Source organism: Pseudomonas sp. RL (assembly GCF_000647775.1).
GTDB classification, from domain to species: domain Bacteria; phylum Pseudomonadota; class Gammaproteobacteria; order Pseudomonadales; family Pseudomonadaceae; genus Serpens; species Serpens flexibilis.
This window is the reverse complement of the sequence record NZ_JBOY01000102.1, coordinates 1-21,421: the sequence shown is the minus strand read 5'-3', so window position 1 is coordinate 21,421 and position 21,421 is coordinate 1. Positions and strand designations below refer to the sequence as shown.

At 69.5% G+C, this 21,421-nt stretch carries 16 protein-coding genes and 1 pseudogene; 10 read left to right on the top strand and 7 right to left on the bottom strand.

From position 1 onward, the window contains the following. Positions 1–295 (top strand): annotated as a pseudogene (locus AS93_RS20865) (pseudouridine synthase); the annotation flags it as partial. 54 nt (positions 296–349) lie between these two features. On the opposite strand, the gene AS93_RS0114950 reads toward AS93_RS20865, so the two are convergent. From AS93_RS0114950 to ubiG, 3 genes are read right to left on the bottom strand one after another with little or no spacing between them, the layout of a single operon-like run. Then, positions 350–1,090 (bottom strand): YciK family oxidoreductase, encoded by a 741-nt coding sequence (locus tag AS93_RS0114950; protein WP_027591360.1) that lies wholly within the window; start codon positions 1,088–1,090, stop codon positions 350–352. A 32-nt stretch (positions 1,091–1,122) separates the two neighbouring features. Next, positions 1,123–1,794 (bottom strand): N-acetylmuramic acid 6-phosphate phosphatase MupP, encoded by a 672-nt coding sequence (mupP, locus tag AS93_RS0114945; RefSeq protein WP_027591359.1) that lies wholly within the window; start codon positions 1,792–1,794, stop codon positions 1,123–1,125. Further along, complete coding sequence (gene ubiG, locus AS93_RS0114940; RefSeq protein WP_027591358.1) at positions 1,794–2,492, bottom strand: bifunctional 2-polyprenyl-6-hydroxyphenol methylase/3-demethylubiquinol 3-O-methyltransferase UbiG; 699 nt, start codon at positions 2,490–2,492, stop codon at positions 1,794–1,796. Before ubiG ends, mupP begins: the two co-directional genes overlap by 1 nt. A 181-nt stretch (positions 2,493–2,673) precedes the next feature. Between ubiG and AS93_RS0114935 the strand changes: the two genes are divergently transcribed. Continuing rightward, positions 2,674–3,993, top strand: coding sequence for an erythromycin esterase family protein (locus AS93_RS0114935; protein ID WP_027591357.1), 1,320 nt, complete (start codon positions 2,674–2,676; stop codon positions 3,991–3,993). 4 nt (positions 3,994–3,997) lie between these two features. Here the strand turns inward: AS93_RS0114935 and AS93_RS0114930 are convergent, their stop codons facing one another. Genes AS93_RS0114930 through AS93_RS0114920 form a run of 3 tightly spaced genes read right to left on the bottom strand, consistent with a single transcriptional unit; the run spans position 3,998 to position 8,734 of the window. Further along, positions 3,998–5,557 (bottom strand): FGGY-family carbohydrate kinase, encoded by a 1,560-nt coding sequence (locus tag AS93_RS0114930; protein WP_027591356.1) that lies wholly within the window; start codon positions 5,555–5,557, stop codon positions 3,998–4,000. Beyond that, the gene (locus AS93_RS0114925) at positions 5,554–7,137 is read right to left on the bottom strand and encodes a glycerol-3-phosphate dehydrogenase/oxidase (protein ID WP_027591355.1); all 1,584 of its coding nucleotides are present in this window, start codon (positions 7,135–7,137) and stop codon (positions 5,554–5,556) included. Before AS93_RS0114925 ends, AS93_RS0114930 begins: the two co-directional genes overlap by 4 nt. Before the next feature lies 1 nt (position 7,138). Next, on the bottom strand, positions 7,139–8,734 hold the full coding sequence (locus tag AS93_RS0114920; protein WP_027591354.1) for an FAD-binding oxidoreductase: 1,596 nt from the start codon (positions 8,732–8,734) through the stop codon (positions 7,139–7,141). 116 nt (positions 8,735–8,850) lie between these two features. Between AS93_RS0114920 and AS93_RS0114915 the strand changes: the two genes are divergently transcribed. Next, on the top strand, positions 8,851–9,873 hold the full coding sequence (locus AS93_RS0114915) for an AraC family transcriptional regulator (RefSeq protein ID WP_027591353.1): 1,023 nt from the start codon (positions 8,851–8,853) through the stop codon (positions 9,871–9,873). Between the two features lie 7 nt (positions 9,874–9,880). Here the strand turns inward: AS93_RS0114915 and AS93_RS0114910 are convergent, their stop codons facing one another. Further along, positions 9,881–11,221 (bottom strand): TRZ/ATZ family hydrolase, encoded by a 1,341-nt coding sequence (locus AS93_RS0114910; RefSeq protein ID WP_027591352.1) that lies wholly within the window; start codon positions 11,219–11,221, stop codon positions 9,881–9,883. 221 nt (positions 11,222–11,442) lie between these two features. Here AS93_RS0114910 and mtnA point away from each other — a divergent pair, with 221 nt between their 5' ends. The 7 genes from mtnA to AS93_RS0114875 all read left to right on the top strand — a co-directional run. Beyond that, positions 11,443–12,504 (top strand): S-methyl-5-thioribose-1-phosphate isomerase, encoded by a 1,062-nt coding sequence (mtnA, locus tag AS93_RS0114905; RefSeq protein WP_027591351.1) that lies wholly within the window; start codon positions 11,443–11,445, stop codon positions 12,502–12,504. A gap of 136 nt (positions 12,505–12,640) precedes the next feature. Next, a complete protein-coding gene (gene gyrA, locus AS93_RS0114900) occupies positions 12,641–15,364 on the top strand; it encodes a DNA gyrase subunit A (RefSeq protein WP_027591350.1) in 2,724 nt (907 codons plus the stop codon). A gap of 152 nt (positions 15,365–15,516) precedes the next feature. Beyond that, positions 15,517–16,599, top strand: coding sequence for a 3-phosphoserine/phosphohydroxythreonine transaminase (gene serC / locus AS93_RS0114895; protein ID WP_037009496.1), 1,083 nt, complete (start codon positions 15,517–15,519; stop codon positions 16,597–16,599). Next, on the top strand, positions 16,599–17,696 hold the full coding sequence (pheA, locus tag AS93_RS0114890) for a prephenate dehydratase (RefSeq protein WP_027591348.1): 1,098 nt from the start codon (positions 16,599–16,601) through the stop codon (positions 17,694–17,696). Before serC ends, pheA begins: the two co-directional genes overlap by 1 nt. Positions 17,697–17,746: 50 nt before the next feature. Further along, positions 17,747–18,856 (top strand): histidinol-phosphate transaminase, encoded by a 1,110-nt coding sequence (gene hisC / locus AS93_RS0114885; RefSeq protein ID WP_027591347.1) that lies wholly within the window; start codon positions 17,747–17,749, stop codon positions 18,854–18,856. Then, a complete protein-coding gene (locus tag AS93_RS0114880; RefSeq protein ID WP_027591346.1) occupies positions 18,849–21,083 on the top strand; it encodes a bifunctional prephenate dehydrogenase/3-phosphoshikimate 1-carboxyvinyltransferase in 2,235 nt (744 codons plus the stop codon). The genes hisC and AS93_RS0114880 overlap by 8 nt, the downstream gene beginning before the upstream one ends. Before the next feature lies 1 nt (position 21,084). Next, positions 21,085–21,421, top strand: a 337-nt coding sequence (locus AS93_RS0114875) for a (d)CMP kinase (protein WP_027591345.1), incomplete at its 3' end; no start/stop codon positions are given.

The following is a 21,421-nucleotide window of genomic DNA, read 5'->3' as shown; positions in this document are numbered from 1 at the left end:
CCCGCAAGGCGACCGCCCGTTTGCCGGTGAGCAGCGCAAGCCGCGTCCGCAGGGTGACCGTCCGTTCGACAGCGAGCGCAAGCCGCGCCCGCAAGGCGACCGTCCGGCTGCCGGTGAGCAGCGCAAGCCGCGTCCGCAGCCGGAGCGTCCGGCCGACAAGCGTCCGGCCCGTCCGAATGCCGATCGTCCGGCTCAGGGTGAGCGTCCGGCCAAGCCGCGTCCGAAGGCTCCGGTGAATCGCCGCAGCGTGCCGGCCGGCGAAGGCATGCGCCCCGGCTTCGATCGCAAGCGCTAAGCCAGCCGCCCATGAAAAACCCGCCATCAGGCGGGTTTTTTATTTCAACCGGGATTACTGCGCGTCGAACGCCTTGCCATTCACGCCCTTGCTGTCCGGCCCCATCAGGTACAGGTACACCGGCATGATCGCTTCCGGGGTCGGCAGGGTCAGCGGGTCTTCGCCCGGGTAGGCCTTGGCGCGCATGTCGGTGCGGGTGGCGCCGGGGTTGACGCTGTTGGCGCGCACCGGGGCGATGCCGTCCACCTCGTCGGCCAGCACCTGCATCAGCCCTTCGTTGGCGAACTTGGACACCGCATAGCCACCCCAGTAGGCGCGGCCCTTACGGCCCACGCTGCTGGAGGTGAACACCACCGAGGCGTCCTCGGAGAGCTTGAGCAGCGGCAGCAGCGTGCTGGTCAGCATGAACACGGCGTTGACGTTCACCTGCATGACACGCATGAAATTGTCGCCGGACAGCTGCTCCAGCGGCGTCAGCGGACCGAGGATCGAGGCGTTGTGCAGCAAACCGTCCAGGCGGCCGAACTCGCGCTCGATGGTCGCCGCCAGTTCGTCGTACTGGTGTGGCAGGGCGGTTTCCAGATTGAACGGAATGCTCACCGGCTCGGGATGGTCGGCGGCGACGATCTCGTCGTAGACGCGATCCAGGTTTTCCTCTGTCTTGCCCAGCAGCAGCACGGTGGCACCGTGGGCGGCGTAGGCCTTGGCGGCCGCGGCGCCGATGCCGCGACCGGCGCCGGTAACCAGGATGATCCGGCCCTTGAGCAGATCGGGACGGGCGGTGTATTCGAACATGACTCGGTCTCTCTACAGAAAAGGATACGGACTCAGCAGCCGCACAGCGCCTGGTCGATGACCTTGCGCAGCTCCAGCGGGTGGTCGATCACCGCGTCGGCGCCCCAGTTGCCGGGATTGTCCTCGGGGTGGATGTAGCCGTAGCGCACCGCCACCGTGCGCGTGCCGGCGGCCTGGCCGGCCTCGATGTCGCGGCGGTCGTCGCCGACGAACAACACGGCGGACGGCTCGATGTCCATCTGCTGGCAGGCCAGCAGCAGCATGTCCGGGTGCGGCTTGCTGCGCGGCACATGGTCCGGGCACAGCAGCACCGCCGAGCGTTCGGCGAGCCCCAGGCCACGCATGATGGGCTCGGCGAAGCGCAGTGGCTTGTTGGTGGCCACGCCCCACACCAGCCGGGACTTTTCCAGGTCGTCCAGCAGCTCGCCCATGCCGTCGAACAGGCAGGTCTCCACGGCGCAGTGATCCTGGTAGCGCTCGAGGAATTCCTGGCGCAGCGGCTCGAAGGCTTCGTCCAGCGGCGACATGTCGAAGGTGGCGGCCACCATGGTGCGGGCACCGCCGGAGACCACGTCGCGGATCACCGCGTCCGCCACCGGCGGCAGGCCGCGCTCGCGGCGCATGGCCTGGCACACGGCGATGAAGTCCGGCGCCGTGTCCAGCAGGGTACCGTCCATGTCGAACAGAACAGCGCGCAGGCGCATCAGGCCTCCTTGAGGGTCTGGATCATGTAGTTGACGTCCACGTCGTTCTCCAGCTTGTAGTGCTTGGTGAACGGGTTGTAGGTCAGGCCGATCATGTCCTTCACTTCCAGGCCGGCGGCGCGGCTCCAGGCACCCAGCTCCGAGGGGCGGATGAACTTCTTGAAGTCATGGGTGCCACGCGGCAGCAGGCGCAGCAGGTACTCGGCGCCGAGGATGGCGAAGGCGTAGGCCTTGGGGTTGCGGTTGATGGTCGAGAAGAACACCTGGCCGCCGGGCTTGACCAGCGTGTGACAGGCGCGGATCACCGAGGCCGGGTCCGGCACGTGCTCGAGCATCTCCAGGCAGGTGACCACGTCGTATTCGCCGGGCTGCTCTTCGGCCAGGGCCTCGGCGGTGATCTGTCGGTATTCCACTTCGACGCCGGATTCCAGCTGGTGCAGCTGAGCGACGCCCAGCGGCGCCTCGCCCATGTCGATGCCGGTCACCGTGGCGCCCCGGCGGGCCATGGCCTCGCTGAGGATGCCGCCGCCGCAGCCGACGTCCAGCACCTTCTTGCCGGCCAGGCCGACGCGCTCGTCGATCCAGTTGACGCGCAGCGGGTTGATCTCGTGCAGCGGCTTGAACTCGCTCTCCATGTCCCACCAGCGGTGGGCGAGGGCTTCGAACTTGGCGATTTCGGCGCGATCGACGTTGCTCATGACGGTTTCCCTGAAACTGGCGCCGCAGCCGGCGGCGGAAAAAGGTCGACATGATGCCAGTTTATTCGCGGCCTTGCCCAATGCCGCGCCGCTTGTCCCGGGCGCGGCCGGAGGTCCCGTGGCCGGAACGCCGCGCCCACCGTGCGGGTCTTCCCCGCAAACACCGACGAGGATCGGCACCATGCCCCGCACCCCCGCTCATGCAGACGAAGCGGCCCTCACCGCGCTGCTGCTGCGCCACGCCGAGCCACTGCCGGCATTGGACGATCCGGAGTTCGCCGCCGCCTTCGACCGCTTCGGCGATGCCCGGGTGGTGCTGATCGGCGAGGCCAGCCATGGCAGCTCGGAGTTCTACCGCGCCCGTGCGGCCATCAGTCGCAGGCTGATCGAGCGGCATGGCTTCTCCATCGTCGCGGTGGAAGGCGACTGGCCGGATGCCGCCGCCGTGGATGCCTGGGCGCGCGGGCGAACCCCGCAGGACTGGCGGCAGACGGCCTTTCGGCGCTTTCCGCTCTGGATGTGGCGTAACCGTGAAGTGGACGGCTTCGTGCGCTGGCTGCGCGACTTCAACCAGGGCGCCGCACGGCCGGTGGAGTTTCGCGGGCTGGATGTCTACAGCCTGGGCGCTTCGCTGGAGGCCGTGCTGCAGTACCTGGACGGCGTGGACCCCGCCGCTGCGCAGCGCGCCCGGCAGCGCTACGGCTGCCTGACGCCGTGGCAGGACGAGCCGGCCGCCTACGGCCAGCGGGTGACTCTGGCGGGCAAGCCGTCCTGCGAACAGGCGGTGGTGGAGCAGCTGCGCGAGCTGCTGGCGCTGCGCCTGGAACGTCTGCGCGAGGACGATGAGGCGTTCTTCCATGCCGAGCGCAACGCGCGGGTGGTGCTGGCCGCCGAGCAGTACTACCGGGCCATGTACCAGGGCAGCACCGCGTCCTGGAACCTGCGTGACCGGCACATGTTCGAGACCCTCCGGGCGCTGCTGGAGCATCGCGGGCCGGACGCCAAGGCGCTGGTCTGGGCGCACAATTCGCACCTGGGCAATGCCGGCGCCACCGAGATGGGCTGGAGCGGGCAGACCAACCTGGGCGAGCTGTGCCGCACCGCCTTCGGTCGCGACGCGGTGCTGATCGGCCAGTCCACCGACCGGGGCACGGTGGCCGCCGCCGACAACTGGGACGAGCCGATGCAGGTCAAATCGGTGCTGCCATCCCGGGCCGACAGCTGGGAACGATTGTTCCTGCAGGCTGGCCAGTCCGCCGCGCTGTATGACTGGCGCGGCCCCGGGCGCGCCGAGCTGCGCGCGGCCTTGCTGGAGCCAAGACTGGAGCGGGCCATCGGCGTCATCTACCGGCCGCGCACCGAGCGGGTCAGCCATTACTTCCATGCCGAGCTGGGGGAGCAGTTCGACGCCTGGCTGTGGTTCGAGGAGACCCGGGCGGTCAAGCCGCTGCACGGCCCGAGCGAGCCGGGCGTGCCGGACACCTGGCCGTTTGCCGAGTGAGTCGTCACGGCGGATAGCCGGTGATCTCACGGATGCTGCGGTACAGCGGCCGCAGCTGCCGGTACATGCGCAGGTAGACCTCGCGATACAGCCGTTCGTAGGTCGCCGCCGCCTGCGGGTTCGGCGTGAACAGTCGGCCGGGGCGGGTCATGGCGGCGATGGCCGTGGGAAAGTCCGGGTGCAGGCCCAGGCCCACCGCGCAGTCGATGGCCGCGCCCAGCCCGGAGGTCTCGTACAGGTGCGGGCGCTCGGCCGGCAGGTTGAAGATGTCGGCGGTCAACTGCATGGCGGCGTCGCTCTGCGAACCGCCGCCGGACACGCGCAGGCGCTCGATGCGCGTGCCGGAGCGCCGTTCGATGCGCTCCTTGCCCTGGCGCAGCCCGTAGGCCAGGCCTTCGAGAATGGCGCGGTACAGGTGCGCGCGGGTGTGCACGTCGCCGAAGCCGATGATCGCGCCCTTGGCCTCCAGGCCCGGTTCGCGGATGCCCGGCGACCAGAACGGCTGCAGGGTCAGGCCCATGGCGCCGGGCGGCACGCGCTCGACCAGTTCGTCGAACAGCGTCTCGGCCTCCACGCCCAGTTCCAGGCCGCGCTGGCGTTCCAGGTGACCGAACTGCTCCTTGAACCAGCTGACCATCCAGAAGCCGCGAAACAGCATCACCTCGGTGTTGTAGTGATCGGGCAGCGCGGCCGGGTAGGGCGGGATCGGCCGGTTGATCTCCAGGTAGCGGGCGCGGGTGGTGTTGATGGTCGCCGTGGTGCCGTAGGACAGGCAGGCGATGCGCGGGTCCACGCCGCCGGCGCCGAGCACTTCGCAGGCCTTGTCGGCGGCCGCGGCGATCAGCGGTAGGCCCTCGGGGATGCCGGTGTGGGCGCTGGCCGTGGCGCTGATGCGCCCGAGCGGTTCGCCCGGCTTGACCAGCTCCGGCAGCATCGCCGGGGTGACCGGCAGCGCCTGCCACTTCCAGTCGCCGGGGCGCGCCCAGCGCAGGCGCTTGTAGTCGAACGGCAGGTAGGCCACGCAGCTGCCCACCGAGTCCACGAAGCGCCCGCACAGCCGGTGGGTGAGAAAGCCGGAGAGCAGCAGGAACTTGTCGGTGCGCGCCCAGATGTCCGGCTGTTGCTGGGCGATCCAGTTGGCCTCGGCCTGGCTGCGGAAGTGGTCGACGGTATCCTCGACGCGCAGCAGCCGGAACAGCCAGCCCCAGGGTCCGCGGATGCGCCCCTGGGGCGGGCTGCGGCGCTGGTCGAGCCAGAGAATCGCCGGACGCAGCGGCCGGCCGTCGGCGTCGACGTTGATCAGCGTGCCGCGCTGGGTGGTCAGCGACACCCCGGCGATCAGGCCGCGGTCGACGCCGGTCGCCTGCCACAGCCGCCGGCAGGCCTCGCCCAGGCTCTGCCAGTAGTACTCCGGGTCCTGCTCGGCCCAGCCGGGCTGCGCGGCGTAGTAGGGATCGAGCTCCACCTTGCCCTTGCCGAGCAGGTTGCCGGCCAGGTCGAAGAGCAGCGCGCGCACGCTCTGGGTGCCGTTGTCGATGGCCAGCAGGTAGCGCGGCGCGCTCATGGCCGGTCTCCCGGCCCGTAACAGGTTCGCCACAGTTGCTGATAGTCGCGCAGCTCGCGCAACCAGCGAGCGTCGCTCCAGCCCAGGCGCGGCTGGCACAGCGCGCGGATATCCGCCAGCTGCTCGGCGCCGCCGCGTGGCAGCAGCAGGCCCAGGCGGGTGCGGCGCAGCAGCAGGTCATCCAGGTGCAGCACCAGTTCGTCCTCGCAGGCCAGCGCCAGCTCCGCCCACAGCGTGGGCGTGGCGCCGACCCGTTCGCTTCCGAGCTCAGCCAGCAACTCGGCCAGGCGCGGCAGCCGATGACCGTGGCGCCCTTCCAGGCGGCGGCGCTGGCTCAGGCACAGGCCGGGCAGGGGGACGCGGGGCGGGGCGCTGAACAGCGGCGCTTCGCTGACATTGAGGGTTTCCCCGCGCTGCGCCGCGCAGGCGCGCAGCACCTCCAGGGCGAGCAGGCGGAAGGTGGTGAGCTTGCCGCCGGCCAGGGTCACGCAGCCCGGCTCGCTCCACAGCGTGTGTTCACGCTTTTCGTCGGAAGGCCGCCGGCGCGAAGGCGCGGCGGCGCCGACCACCGGACGCACGCCGGCCCAGGTGGAAAGGATGTCCGCGTGGCGGATGGCGGCGCCCGGCAGCACCTGGTGGCAGGCGGCGAGCAGGTAATCGATTTCCGCGGGGCTGATGCGCGCCTCCTGTTCCAGCGCGTCGCCGTGATCCAGGTCGGTGGTGCCGATCACCGTGGCGCCCTCCCAGGGGAAGACGAACACCGGGCGGCGGTCCCCAGCGTGCAGGAAACTGATCGCCTGGGCCACCGGCAGGCGCCAGGCCGGCAGCAGCAGGTGGCTGCCGCGCAGCGGGCGGATGCGTTCCGCGCCGCGCGGCTGGCGCAACGCGTCGCTCCAGGCGCCGGTGGCCAGTGCCAGCATGCGACTGCGCAGGCTGAAGCGTTGGCCGCTCTCGCGGTCCTCGGCGAGCAAGCCGACCACCCGGCCCCCTTCGCGGCGCAGCTCGACCACGCGCAGGCCGTTGAGCGCCTCGCCGCCCTCGGCACGCGCCTCCTGCAGCACACGCAGCACCAGGCGCGCATCGTCGGTGATGGCGTCGCCGAAGCGGGTCGCGCCCAGCAGTGCCTGGCCCTGCAGGCCGGGCGCCAGGAAGCCCAGCTCGGCGGCCGGGTGGTAGCCGTGCAGGCGCTGGCCGGCCAGGGCGTCGTAGAGGCCGAGCAGGCCGCCGAACAGGCGCGGGCCGGGGAAGCGGCCACGGTAATGCGGGAACAGGAAGGGCAGCGGATCGACCAGCCCCGGCACCTCGGCAAGCAGGCGCTGGCGTTCGCGCACCGCGTCGCGGGTCAGCGACAACTGGCCTTTGGCGAGATAGCGCAGGCCACCGTGCACCATCTTCGACGAGCGGCTGGAGGTGCCCCAGGCGAAGTCGCGCTGTTCCAGCAGCAGGCAGCGCCAGCCGCGCCGGGCGGCCTCGCGCAGGATGCCGGCGCCGGTAATACCTCCGCCGACCACGATCAGGTCCCAGTCGCAGGCCGCCAGCTCAGGCAGCGCCGCTTTGCGCCAGGCGGCGTTCCAGCTCATCTCAGTCCTCCAGCAGCACGCCCGGGGCCAGGCGCCGCTCGGGGTCGAAATGCCGTGCCAGCGCGGTAAGCGCCGCCAGGCCCAGCTCGCCCTTCTCGGCCGCCAGGTAGGGCGCGTGGTCGCGGCCGACGCCGTGCTGGTGGCTGATGGTGCCGCCGTGGCTGGCGATGGTGCGGCTGGCGGCGTGCTTGAGGGTCTGCCAGCGCGCCAGGGCCTCGGCATAGTCGGCACCCGGGCGGAACACATAGGTGGTGTAGAGGCTCGAACCCTGGCCGTAGACGTGCGACAGGTGGGTGAACACGTGCACCCGCTCGCCCCGGTCGGCCAGCCCGTGGCGCAGGCTGTGCTCGACTGCCTGCTGCAGCGCATCGACGTTGCCCCAGTCGGTGGCGGTCTCCAGGGTGTCCACGGCGTAGCCGGCGGCCCACAGGCCGTGGCGCAGGTAGGGGAAGCGGAAGCGGCCCTCGGCCCACTTGCGACCCAGCAGGGTGCCGGTGAACACCCCGCCGTGGTTCCTGAGCAGGCGGCGGGTCTGGCGCAGCGACAGGGCGTTCTGCTGGCGATTGCCGGTCACGCCGAAGGTCAGCAGGCACTTGCCGGCGCCGGCGCCGCGCAGCGCCAGGTAGCGCTCCAGCAGGGCGATCTGGCGGGGGTGACCGGCCAGGGCCAACTGGGTTTCGGTCTCGATCGGGTTGGACAGGCGCAGCATCGACAGCGGGATGCGCGCCTGGGCCAGGGCGCGCACGCCGGCCAGCGCCCGTTGCCAGTCGGGCAGGAATACCGCGTGGAAGCGCTCCTGCTCGGCCAGCTGGCTGACCCGCACCTTGACCTCGGAGATGACCCCGAAGCGACCCTCGCTGCCCAGCACCAGTTCGCGTAGATCGGGGCCGGCGGCCGAGGCCGGGAAGGTCGGGATCTCCAGGCCGCCGGCGAAGGTTTCCAGGGTGCCGCCGGCGAACAGCTGCTCGATGCGTCCGTAGCGCAGCGATTGCTGGCCGCTGGAGCGGCTGGCCACCCAGCCGCCGAGGGTGGAGAGTTCCCAGGACTGCGGGAAGTGGCCGAGGGTGTAGCCGCGCGCGCGCAGCTGGGCCTCGACCTGCGGGCCGTTGGCGCCGGGGCCGAAGGTGGCGATGCGGCTGTCCTCGTCCAGGTCGAGCAACTGGTTCATGCGCTCCAGCGACAGGGTCAGCACCGGCCGCGCCGAGGCGGCCGGGTTGATGTGTCCGGCCACCGAGGTGCCGCCGCCGTAGGGAATGACGATGGCGTCCCGCTGCCGTGCCCAGGCCAGCAGTTCGCGAATCTGCGCCGGGGTTTGCGGCAGGGCCACGGCGTCGGGAAACACGCCGAAGCTGCCGGAGCGCATGGCCAGCCAGTCCGGCAGGCTCTGGCCGCGGGCGTGGCGCACGCGCGCCTCGGCCTGGCGGGTGATCAGCGGGTGCTCGGGCAGGCGCGATGGCGGTACCTGGGCGAGCACCTCGGCGAGGCTGGCGTCGGCCAGCGGCCGGCTCGGGCCGAGGCGTTCGGCGAGAAAGGCCGCGCCCTGTTCCGGCAGATGTACTTCGGTACCCTCGTCACCCCAGCCATTCCAGCGCCGCATGCCTTGCCCCCTTGTCGGTCCCGCGTGTCGGCTGCCTATACTAGCCAGCCGCGCGTGGCGGTCACTGTCCGATCCGGCCACGCGCATTCGCCAATCGAGCCAAAAACACGCCTCGCATGCAGACACTCGGCTATACGGCGGTTCCCGTCCTGCTCAAGTACCTGAGCCATGCCCAGACCCTCGGCCTGGACTGCGCGGCGGCGCGGCAGGCCGCCGGGCTGAGCGCCGAGTGCCTGGCCGACAACGGCCAGCGGGTGCCCAGCGAACAGCACGAGCGGCTGCTCGAACACCTGCTGCGGCAATCCGCCGATCCGCTGTTCGGCCTGCATGCGGCGCGCCACGTGCAGCCCGGCTCGTGGAGCGTGCTCGGCTACATCACCATGAACTGCGCCACCCTCGGCGAAGCGATGGCGCGCATCCTGCCCTACGAGCGGCTGGTCGGCGACATGGGCACCAGTCACATCGAGCAGCAGGATGGCCAGGTGCGCCTGAGCTGGCACTGCCGGCATCCGCGCCAGCCGGTGCGCCGGCACCTGATCGAGAACGTGCTGGCGTCCTGGCTGCATTACGCGCGCTGGATCGCCGGCGTGGAACATTCGCCCAGTTGCGTCCAGTTCGAGCATGCGCTGCCGGCGGGCTGCCGGGTCGAGGACTACGAGCGGGTGTTCGGCTGTCCGGTGCTGTTCGAGCAGGCGCACAGCGCACTGCTGGCCCCACTGGAGTATCTGCGTCTGCCGCTGCGCCAGGCCGATGCCGGCCTGCTGCGCGCCCTGGAGGCGCACGCCATGGGGCTGCTCGACCGCCTGGAGGACGACCAGCCGCTGCCGCTGCGGGTCCGCGCGGTGCTGCGCGAGATGCTCGGCGACGGCCTGCCGCGCAAGGAACGGGTCGCCGCGCGGTTCCACATGACCCTGCGCACCCTGCAGCGCCACCTGCAGGCGGCCGGCACCAGCTACCAGGCGATCCTCGACCAGCTGCGCCGCGAACTGGCCGAGCACTACCTGCGCCACAGCGAGCTGCCGATCCAGGACATCGCCTGCTACCTGGGCTTCGGCGAGCCGCGCTCGTTCCACCGCAGCTTCAAGCAGTGGACCGGACAGACCCCGGGGGAGTATCGCCAGCGGCTAGGCGACCGCTGAGCCGCGTTCAGCCGCGTGGCGCGGCGCGTCCGGCGGCGATCTTCGCGCCCCAGTCGCGGGCGGTGACCTGCAGGCGCTCCTCGTCGAGGCGCGTCAGCCGGCCGTCGTCAACCAGCTGCTTGCCGCCGACCCAGACGTGCCGCACGCAGTGCCGGCCGCCGGTGTAGATCAGCTGCGACACCGGGTCGTAGATCGGCTGCTGGTACAGGCCGGAGAGGTCGAAGGCCGCCAGGTCGGCCCACTTGCCGATTTCCAGCGAGCCGCAATCCTGTTCCAGGCCCAGCGCGCGGGCGCCGTTCAGGGTGGCCATGCGCAGCGCGCGGTGGGCGTCCAGGGCGCTGGCGTCCTGCTGCACGGCCTTGGCCAGCAGGGCGGCGGTGCGGGTTTCGCCGAGCAGGTCCAGGTCGTTGTTGCTGGCCGCGCCGTCGGTGCCGATGGCGACGTTGACGCCGGCCTGCCACAGGCGTTCCACCGGGCAGAAGCCGCTGGCCAGCTTGAGGTTGGATTCCGGGCAGTGGATGACGCTGCTGTTGCTTTCCACCAGGCGCTGCAGGTCTTCGTCGTTCACCTGGGTCATGTGCACCGCCTGGAAGCGCGGGCCGAGCAGGCCCAGGCGCTGCAGGCGCGCCAGCGGCCGCTCGCCATGGGTGTTCAGGCTCTGCTGCACTTCCAGCTCGGTTTCATGCACGTGCATCTGGATGTTGGCGTCCAGCTGCTCGGCTAGCATCGTGATCTGGCCCAGCTGCTCGTCGGTTACCGTGTAGGGTGAGTGCGGGCCGAAGGCCGCCGACAGGCGCGGGTGATGGCGCAGCTCGTCGAACAATTGCAGGGTCTGGCGCACCGCGTCGCTGGCATCCAGCGCGCCCGGCACGGCGAAATTCATCAACGGCACGCAGAATTGCGCGCGCACGCCGGCGCGATGCGCCACCTCGCTGGTCACCCGCGGGTAGAAGTACATGTCGGAAAAGCAGGTGACGCCGCCCTTGAGCTGTTCGGCGATGGCCAGCTCGCTGCCGTCGCGGATGAAATCCTCGTCCACCCAGACCGACTCGGCCGGCCAGATGTGGTCCTGCAGCCAGGGCAGCAGCGGCAGGTCGTCGGCCAGGCCGCGAAACAGGCTCATGGCGGCGTGGCCGTGGGCATTCACCAGGCCGGGGGCGAGCAGCATGCCGGGCAGTTCGCGCACCTCGCGGGCCTCCAGGCGCAGGGCCTGTTCGCGCGGGGCGAGCAGGGCGATGCGCCCGTCGCGGATGCCCAGCGCGTGATTCTTCAGCACCACGCCGGCCGGCTCGACCGGAACCAGCCAACCAGGCAGCAGAAGGAGGTCGAGCGGAGCGGCGGCGGGCATGGCGGCATTCACACAACGATGACGGGTCGGCAGTGTACGGCCGCGTCGGGTGGGTTTTGAAGGGGCGCAACCTGTGGGGCCGGCTTTATGCCGGCCGACAGGGGTGAGTCAGTAGCCGAGGCGTCAGCCACGCTTCCGCTGGCCGGCATAAAGCCGGCCCCACAAGGATCGGCGGCGATGTGCGTATAATCCGCGCCCTTTGTGTCGGGTGGGCGGTGGACATGCGTGAGCGATTGCTGGCGGCGGAACGGGTAAAGGCTCTCGAGTGGCGCGAGGGCGTCCTGCATGTGCGGGACCAGCGTCTGCTGCCGGCCCGCGAAGCCTGGCTGGCGCTGGACAGCGCCGCCGCCGTGGCCGAGGCGATTCGCGATGGGGCGGTACGCGGCGCGGCGGCCATCGGCATCGCGGCGGCCTACGGGCTGGTGCTCGGCGCGCGGGCGCGGCTGGCCGCCGGCGGCGACTGGCAAGCGGCGTTGGAGGCGGATTTCCAGTTGCTGCGCGAGGCGCAACCGGCGGCAGCCGGCCTGGGCTGGGCGCTGGATTGCCTGCGTAACCGCCTGCGCCGGCTATCGCCCGGGGCGGACCCGCTTCCGGCGCTGGAAGCCGAGGCCGGCGCCATCCTGGCCAGCGACCGCGAGGCCAATCTGGCCATCGCCCAGTTCGGCCTGGAGTTGCTGCGCCAGCATGACGAAGGCATTCGCGCGGTGCTGACCCATGGCAACGCCGGCGCCCTGGCCGGCGGCGGCTTCGGCAGCGCGCTGGGCGTGATCCGCGCCGGCTGGCTCGGCGAGCTGGTCGAGCAGGTCTATGTGGGCGAGAGCCGCCCGGGACTGCAGGGCGCGCGGCTGACCGCCTGGGAACTGCACGGCGACGGCGTGCCCACCACCGTGTGTGTGGACGCGGCGGCTGGCCATCTGATGAAGAGCGAGCGCATCGGCTGGCTGATCGTCGGCGCAGAGCGCATCGCCGCCAACGGCGACGTGGCGGCCACCATCGGCACCTATCCGCTGACCGTGCTGGCCATGCACCACGGCCTGCGCGTGATGGTGGCGGCGCCCAGCTCGTGCATCGACATGGGCCTGGAGCATGGCGAGGACATCCCCCTCGAAGACCGCGCGGCGAGCGAAGTGCTCGACCCGGCGGTGGGGGTCGAGGTGTTCAATCCGGCCTTCGACGTGACACCCGCCGACCTGATCGATGTGATCGTCACCGAGCGCGGCGTGATCGAGCGGCCGGATACCGCGAAGCTGGCCGAGCTGATGTGTCGCAAGCGCCTGCATTGATTGCCGGCTCGGCGCCACGCAACCTACCGCCGGATAACGGAAAGTTGCGGCCTGGGTCCTGAAGCCTGGCGCGGCAAGCTGTGATACCATCCCGCGCTTATCGCAGGACCCTGCTGACTAAAGGAACCAGGCTTCCATGGGCGAACTGGCCAAAGAAATCCTCCCGGTCAACATCGAAGACGAGCTGAAACAGTCCTACCTCGATTACGCCATGAGCGTCATCGTCGGCCGAGCGCTGCCTGACGCACGCGACGGCCTCAAGCCGGTGCACCGCCGGGTGCTGTTCGCCATGAGCGAGCTGGGCAACGACTGGAACAAGCCCTACCTGAAGTCGGCCCGTGTGGTCGGCGACGTGATCGGTAAATACCACCCGCACGGCGACTTGGCGGTGTACGACACCATCGTGCGCATGGCGCAGCCCTTCTCGCTGCGCTACCTGCTGGTGGACGGTCAGGGCAACTTCGGTTCGGTGGACGGCGACAGCGCCGCGGCCATGCGTTACACCGAAGTGCGCCGCACCAAGCTGGCCCACGAGCTGCTGGCCGACCTGCACAAGGAAACCGTGGACTGGGTGCCGAACTACGATGGCTCCCTGCTGATCCCCGAAGTCCTGCCGACCAAGATTCCCGCCCTGCTGGTGAACGGCTCCGCCGGTATCGCCGTGGGCATGGCCACCAACATCCCGCCGCACAACCTGGGCGAGGTGGTGGACGGCTGTCTGGCGCTGATCGACAACCCGGAACTGACCGTCGACGAACTGATGCAGTTCATCCCCGGTCCGGACTTCCCCACCGCCGGCATCATCAATGGCCGCGCGGGCATCATCGAGGCCTATCGCACCGGCCGTGGCCGGGTGTACATGCGTGCCCGCGCCACCGTCGAGGACATGGACAAGACCGGCGCCCGCCAGCAGATCATCGTCACCGAGCTGCCCTACCAGCTGAACAAGGCGCGGCTGATCGAGAAGATCGCCGAGCTGGTGAAAGAGAAGAAGATCGAAGGCATCAGCGAGCTGCGCGACGAGTCCGACAAGGACGGCATGCGCATCGTCATCGAGCTGCGCCGGGGCGAAGTCGGCGAGGTGGTGCTCAACAACCTCTACGCCCAGACCCAGATGCAGAGCGTGTTCGGCATCAACAACGTGGCCCTGGTCGACGGCCAGCCGCGCCTGCTGAACCTCAAGGACATGCTCGAGGTGTTCGTCCGTCACCGCCGCGAAGTGGTGACCCGCCGCACCATCTTCGAACTGCGCAAGGCCCGCGAGCGCGGCCACATCCTGGAAGGCCAGGCCGTGGCGCTGTCGAACATCGACCCGGTCATCGAGCTGATCAAGAAATCGCCGACCCCGGCCGAGGCCAAGGAACGTCTGCTGGCCACCGGCTGGGAGTCCTCCGCCGTGGAAGCGATGGTCGAGCGCGCCGGCGCCGACGCCTGCCGCCCCGAGGACCTGCCGGAACAATTCGGCCTGCGCGACGGCAAGTACTACCTGTCGCCGGAACAGGCCCAGGCCATCCTCGACCTGCGCCTGCATCGCCTGACCGGCCTGGAGCACGAGAAGCTGCTCGGCGAGTACCAGGAGATCCTCAACCAGATCGGCGAGCTGATCCGCATCCTGACCAACCCGCAGCGCCTGCTGGAAGTGATCCGCGAAGAGCTGGAACAGGTGCGCAGCGAATACGGCGACGCGCGCCGCAGCGAAATCATGGCGTCCCACGCCGACCTGACCATCGCCGACCTCATCCCCGAGGAAGAGCGTGTGGTGACCATTTCCCACGGTGGCTACGCCAAGAGCCAGCCGCTGGCCTCCTACGAAGCCCAGCGCCGTGGCGGCAAGGGCAAGTCGGCCACCGGGGTGAAGGACGAGGACTACGTCGAGCACCTGCTGGTCGCCAACAGCCACGCCACGCTGCTGCTGTTCTCCAGCAAGGGCAAGGTCTACTGGCTGCGCACCTACGAGATTCCGGAAGCCTCGCGCACCGCGCGTGGCCGGCCGCTGGTCAACCTGCTGCCGCTGGACGAGAACGAACGCATCACCGCCATGCTGCAGGTCGACCTGGAAGCGCTGCGTCAGCAGGCCCCGGAAGACGAAGAGCTGGACGAGGTGATCGAGCACGACGAGGTCGAGGACCTGGCCGAGGGTGAAGAGGCCGGCGAAGCCGAAGAGGTCGTGACCGGCGCCTTCATCTTCATGGCCACCGCCAACGGCACCGTGAAGAAGACCCCGCTGGTGCAGTTCAGCAAGCCGCGCAGCAGCGGCCTGATCGCCCTGCGCCTGGAGGAGGGCGACACCCTGATCGCCGCCGCCATCACCGATGGCAGCCGCGAAGTGATGCTGTTCTCCGACGCCGGCAAGGTCATCCGCTTCAAGGAAGGCCACGTGCGCACCATGGGCCGTACCGCCCGCGGCGTGCGCGGCATGCGCCTGCAGGACGGCCAGCAGCTGATCTCCATGATCATTCCCGAGGGCGAGGCGCAGATCCTCACCGCCTCCGAGCATGGCTATGGCAAGCGCACGCCGATCGACGAATACCCGCAGCGCGGCCGGGGTGGCCAGGGCGTGATCGCCATGGTGACCAACGAGCGCAACGGCAAGCTGGTCGGCGCCATCCAGGTGCAGGACGGCGAGGAGATCATGCTGATCTCCGACCAGGGCACGCTGGTGCGTACCCGCGTCGACGAGGTGTCCAGCCTGAGCCGCAACACCCAGGGCGTCACCCTGATCAAGCTGGCCAAGGACGAGGTGCTGGTCGGCCTCGAACGTGTCCAGGAACCGACCCCGGTCGAGGATGACGCGCTCGAGGGCGAAGAGGACGCTGTGCCCGAAGCGGGCGAGGACGCCGACGAGGCGTCGGACGTTTAGCGCACGTACGGGCGGCCAGGTGCCGCCCGTCGCGTTCCCGGGCCGCGGCCCGGGAGACAAGAATTGACGGATCTGGCGCGCTGGCGCCAGATTTCGCAAGAACAGCACCAGCGCCGGGTGGCCTGGTGTGCGGCGAATCGAGAGAGAACGACGTGAAACGAGCCCATAACTTCTGTGCAGGCCCCGCAGCCCTTCCCACCGCCGTCCTGGAGCGCGCCCAGGCCGAGATGCTCGACTGGCATGGCATGGGCCTGTCGGTCATGGAAATGAGCCACCGCAGCGACGAGTACGTGGCCATCGCCGAGAAGGCCGAGCAGGACCTGCGCGAGCTGATGAACGTGCCGAACCACTACAAGGTGCTGTTCATGCAGGGCGGCGCCAGCCAGCAGTTCGCGCAGATTCCGCTGAACCTGCTGCCCGAAGGCGCCACCGCCGACTACGTGGAAACCGGCATCTGGTCGAAGAAGGCCATCGAAGAAGCGCGCCGCTTCGGCAACGTCAACGTGGCGGCCAGCGGCAAGTCGCTCGACTACTTCGGCATCCCCGGCCAGAACGACTGGCAGCTGACCCCGGACGCCGCCTACCTGCACTACTGCAGCAACGAAACCATCGGCGGCGTGCAGTTCGACTGGGTGCCCGAGGTGGGTGACGTGCCGGTGGTGGTGGACATGTCCTCGGACATCCTGTCGCGTCCGGTGGATGTGTCGCAGTTCGGCATGATCTACGCCGGCGCGCAGAAGAACATCGGCCCGTCCGGCCTGGTGGTGGCGATGATCCGCGAAGACCTGATCGGTCGCGCCCGCGCCATTTGCCCGACCATGCTCGACTACAAGACCGCAGCCGACAACGGCTCCATGTACAACACCCCGGCCACCTACTCCTGGTACCTGGCCGGCCTGGTGTTCGAGTGGGTCAAGGAGCAGGGCGGTGTCGAGGCCATGGCCCGCCGCAACCACGCCAAGCAGGAACTGCTGTACAGCACCATCGACGCCAGCGAGTTCTACAGCAACCCGGTGAGCAAGAACGCCCGCTCCTGGATGAACGTGCCGTTCCGCCTGGCCGACGAGCGCCTGGACAAGGCCTTCCTGGCCGGCGCCGACGCCCGTGGCCTGCTGAACCTCAAGGGTCACCGCTCGGTGGGCGGCATGCGCGCCTCGATCTACAACGCCACCGGCCTGGACGCCGTCGAGGCGCTGGTCGCCTACATGGCCGAGTTCGAGAAGGAGCACGCCTGATGAGCGACGCCGATCAGCTCAAGGCGCTGCGTGTTCGCATCGACAGCCTCGACGAGAAGATCCTCGAGCTGATCAGCGAGCGCGCGCGCTGTGCCCAGGACGTGGCGCGGGTGAAGACCGCCAGCCTGCAGCCGGGCGAGGAGGTGGTGTTCTACCGCCCCGAGCGCGAGGCCTGGGTGCTCAAGCACATCATGGAGCTGAACAAGGGGCCGCTGGACAACGAAGAGGTGGCCCGCCTGTTCCGCGAAATCATGTCCTCGTGCCTGGCCCTGGAGCAGCCGCTGAAAGTGGCCTACCTCGGCCCGGAAGGCACCTTCTCGCACGCCGCGGTGCTCAAGCACTTCGGCGCCGCGGTGAAGAGCCTGCCGATGGCGGCGATCGACGAGGTGTTCCGCGAAGTGGCCGCCGGCGCGGTGAACTTCGGCGTGGTGCCGGTGGAGAACTCCACCGAGGGCGCCATCAACCACACCCTGGACAGCTTCCTCGAGCACGATCTGGTGATCTGCGGCGAGGTGGAACTGCGCATCCACCACCACCTGCTGGTGGGCGAGACCACCAAGACCGACAAGATCTCGCGCATCTATTCCCACGCCCAGTCGCTGGCCCAGTGCCGCAAGTGGCTGGACGCCCATTACCCGAACGTCGAGCGCGTGGCGGTGTCCAGCAACGCCGAGGCGGCCAAGCGGGTGAAGAGCGAGTGGAACAGCGCGGCCATCGCCGGCGACATGGCGGCCACCCTGTACGGCCTGACCAAGCTGCACGAGAAGATCGAGGACCGTCCGGACAACTCCACGCGCTTCCTGATCATCGGCAACCAGGAAGTGCCGCCGACCGGCGACGACAAGACCTCGATCATCGTCTCCATGCGCAACAAGCCGGGCACGCTGCATGAGCTGCTGCTGCCGTTCCACACCAACGGCATCGACCTCACCCGCATCGAGACCCGCCCGTCGCGCAGTGGCAAGTGGACCTACGTGTTCTTCATCGACTTCGTTGGCCACCACAAGGACCCGCTGGTCAAGGGTGTGCTGGAGACGCTGGCCGACGAGTCGGTGGCGCTGAAGGTGCTCGGTTCCTATCCCAAGGCTGTTCTTTAATCTTTCGGCGGGCTCCGGCGCGGGGCCCGCTGGCCGTCGAGGCTATACGCATGAGTGCTGATTTCCTTGCCCTGGCCGTGCCGGGCGTACAGAAGCTGTCCCCCTACGTCACCGGCAAGCCGATCGAGGAACTGGCCCGCGAGCTGGGCATGGATCCGGCGCAGATCGTCAAGCTGGCCAGCAACGAGAACCCGCTGGGCCCGAGCCCGAAGGCGCTGGCCGCCATTCAGGACGCGCTGCCCGAGCTGACCCGCTACCCGGACGGCAGCGGCTATGCGCTCAAGCAGAAGCTGGCCGCCAGGTTCGCCATCGACCCGGCGGGCATCACCCTGGGCAACGGCTCCAACGACATCATCGACCTGGTGGCGCGCGCCTTCCTGGCGCCGGGCCTCAACGCGGTGTTCAGCGCCCATGCCTTCGCCGCCTACCCGATTTCCACCCAGGCGACCGGCGCGGAAAGCCGCGTGGTGCCGGCCATCAATTACGGTCACGACCTGGATGGCCTGATTGCCGCCATGGACGAGAACACCCGGGTCGCCTACGTCGCCAATCCGAACAACCCGACCGGCACCTGGTTCGGTGCCGAAGCGCTGGAACGCTTCCTGTCCCGAGTGCCGGAGCATGTCGTGGTGGTGCTGGACGAGGCCTATATCGAGTTCTCCGAGCCGGGCGAGCTGCCCAACGGTCTCTCGTACCTGTCCCGCTACCCGAACCTGCTGGTCTCGCGCACCCTGTGCAAGGCCTACGGTCTGGCCGGCCTGCGCATCGGTTACGGCGCGTCCTCGCCAGCGATCGCCGGCGTGCTGAACCGCGTGCGCCTGCCGTTCAACGTCAACAGCCTGGCGCTGGTCGCCGCCAGCGCCGCGCTGGACGACGAGGACTACGTGCTGCGCAGTCGCCAGGTCAACCGCGCCGGCATGCGCCAGCTGGAAGCCGGCCTGCAGGCACTGGGGCTGAGCTGGATTCCCTCGCGCGGCAACTTCCTGGCCGTGGACTTCGGCCGCGACGCCGCGCCGATCAACGCCGCGCTGCTGCGCCAGGGCGTGATCGTGCGGCCGGTGGCCGGCTACGCGATGCCGACCTTCCTGCGCGTGTCGGTGGGCACCGAGGCGGAGAACGCCCGTTTCCTCGACGCGCTGGAGCACGTGCTGCGTGGCTGATCTCAAGCACCCCAACGAGGCGCGGCTCGGCCGCCTGGTGGTGGTCGGCCTGGGCCTGATCGGCGGTTCCTTCGCCAAGGGCATCCGCGCCACCGGCCTGTTCCGCGAGGTGGTGGGCGTCGACCTGGACCCCGAGTCCCGCCGTCTGGCGGTGGAACTGGGCGTGGTGGATCGCTGCGAGGCCGAGTTGGCCGTCGCCTGTCAGGGCGCCGACGTGATCCAGCTGGCGGTGCCGATCCTGGTCATGGAAAAGGTGCTGGCGCAGCTGGCCAGGCTCGACCTTGGCCAGGCGGTGATCACCGACGTGGGCAGCGCCAAGGGCAACCTGGTGCGCGCCGCGCGCCAGGTGTTCGGTCACATGCCGGCGCGCTTTGTGCCCGGCCATCCGATTGCCGGCTCCGAACAGAGCGGCGTGACGGCGGCCAATCCGAAGCTGTTCCGCCGCCACAAGGTCATTCTCACGCCGGTGGCGGAGACCGATCCCGACGCGCTGGCGCTGGTCGACCACCTGTGGCGCGCGCTGGATGCCGATGTCGAGCACATGGACGTGGAGCACCACGACCAGGTGCTGGCCGCCACCAGCCATCTGCCGCACCTGCTGGCCTACACGCTGGTGGACTCGCTGGCCAAGCGCAACGAGAACCTGGAGATATTCCGCTACGCCGCCGGCGGCTTTCGCGATTTCACGCGCATCGCCGGCAGCGATCCATTGATGTGGCACGACATCTTCCTGGCCAACCGGGACGCCGTGCTGCAGGCGCTGGACGATTTTCGCGACGACCTCGACGCCCTGCGCGCCGCGGTGGTCGAAGGGGATGGGCATCACCTGCTGGGCGTGTTCACCCGCGCCCGGGTGGCCCGCGAGCATTTCAGCAAAATCCTGGCCCGCCGGGCCTATGTGGACGCCATGCATTCCAACAATGATCTGATCTTCCTCGCCCAGCCGGGCGGCAGCGTCAACGGCCGAATCCGCGTGCCGGGCGACAAGTCCATCTCCCACCGCTCGATCATGCTCGGCTCGCTGGCCAATGGCGTGACCGAAGTGCAGGGCTTCCTCGAAGGCGAGGACGCGCTGGCCACCATCCAGGCGTTCCGCGACATGGGCGTGGTCATCGAAGGCCCGCACAAGGGCCGCGTCACCGTGCACGGCGTCGGTCTGCACGGCCTGAAGGCGCCGGCCGGTCCGCTGTACATGGGCAACTCGGGCACCTCGATGCGCCTGCTCTCCGGCCTGCTGGCCGCGCAGCCGTTCGACACCACCCTGACCGGCGACCCGTCGCTGTCCAAGCGGCCGATGAACCGCGTGGCCAAGCCGCTGCGCGAGATGGGCGCGGTGATCGAGACCGGTCCGGAAGGTCGTCCGCCGCTGACCATTCGCGGCGGCCAGAAACTGACCGGCATGCACTACGAGATGCCGATGGCCAGCGCCCAGGTGAAATCCTGCCTGCTGCTGGCCGGCCTGTACGCCGCCGGGGAAACCGCGGTGACCGAGCCGGCACCGACCCGCGACCACACCGAGCGCATGCTGCGTGGTTTCGGTTACCCGGTCGAGGTCGACGGCGCCACCGCCAAGGTCGAAAGCGGCCACAAACTGACGGCCACCCAGATCGAGGTGCCGGCGGACATTTCCTCGGCCGCGTTCTTCCTGGTCGCGGCCAGCATCGCCGAGGGCGCCGAGCTGGTGCTGGAGCACGTGGGCATCAACCCGACCCGTACCGGGGTGATCGACATCCTCCGCCTGATGGGCGGCGACATCACCCTGGAGAATCAGCGTGAAGTCGGCGGCGAGCCGGTGGCCGATCTGCGCGTGCGCTCGGCGAAGCTCAAGGGCATCGACATCCCCGAGGATCTGGTGCCGCTGGCCATCGACGAGTTCCCGGTGCTGTTCATCGCCGCCGCCTGCGCTGAAGGGCGCACCGTGCTGCGCGGCGCCGAGGAACTGCGCGTCAAGGAATCCGACCGCATCCAGGTCATGGCCGATGGCCTGCAGGCGCTGGGCGTGAAGGCCGAGCCGACCCCGGACGGCATCGTCATCCACGGCGGCCCGATCGGCGGCGGTGAAGTCTGGGCGCACGGCGATCACCGCATCGCCATGTCGTTCAGCGTCGCTTCGTTGCGCGCCACGGCGCCGATCCGCATCCACGATTGCGCCAACGTCGCCACCTCGTTTCCCAACTTCCTGGCCCTGGCCGAGCAGGTGGGCATCCGCGTAGCCAAGGAGTCCTGACATGACCGCTCCCGTCATCGCGCTCGATGGGCCGAGCGGCTCGGGCAAGGGCACCCTGGCCGGCCTGCTGGCCAACCGCCTGGGCTGGAATCTGCTGGATTCGGGCGCCATCTATCGTCTGCTGGCCCATGGGGCCGGCAAGCACGGCATCGACCTGGCCGACGAGGCGCGGCTGGTGGAGCTGGCCGCGCGTCTGGACGTGCAGTTCATCCCCGGCCAGCCCGGCCAGGAACAGATCACGCTGCTCGACGGCGAGGATGTCACCCGTGCCATCCGCACCGAGCAGGCTGGCGCCGGCGCCTCCAAGGTCGCCGCGCTGCCGGCGGTGCGCGCCGCGC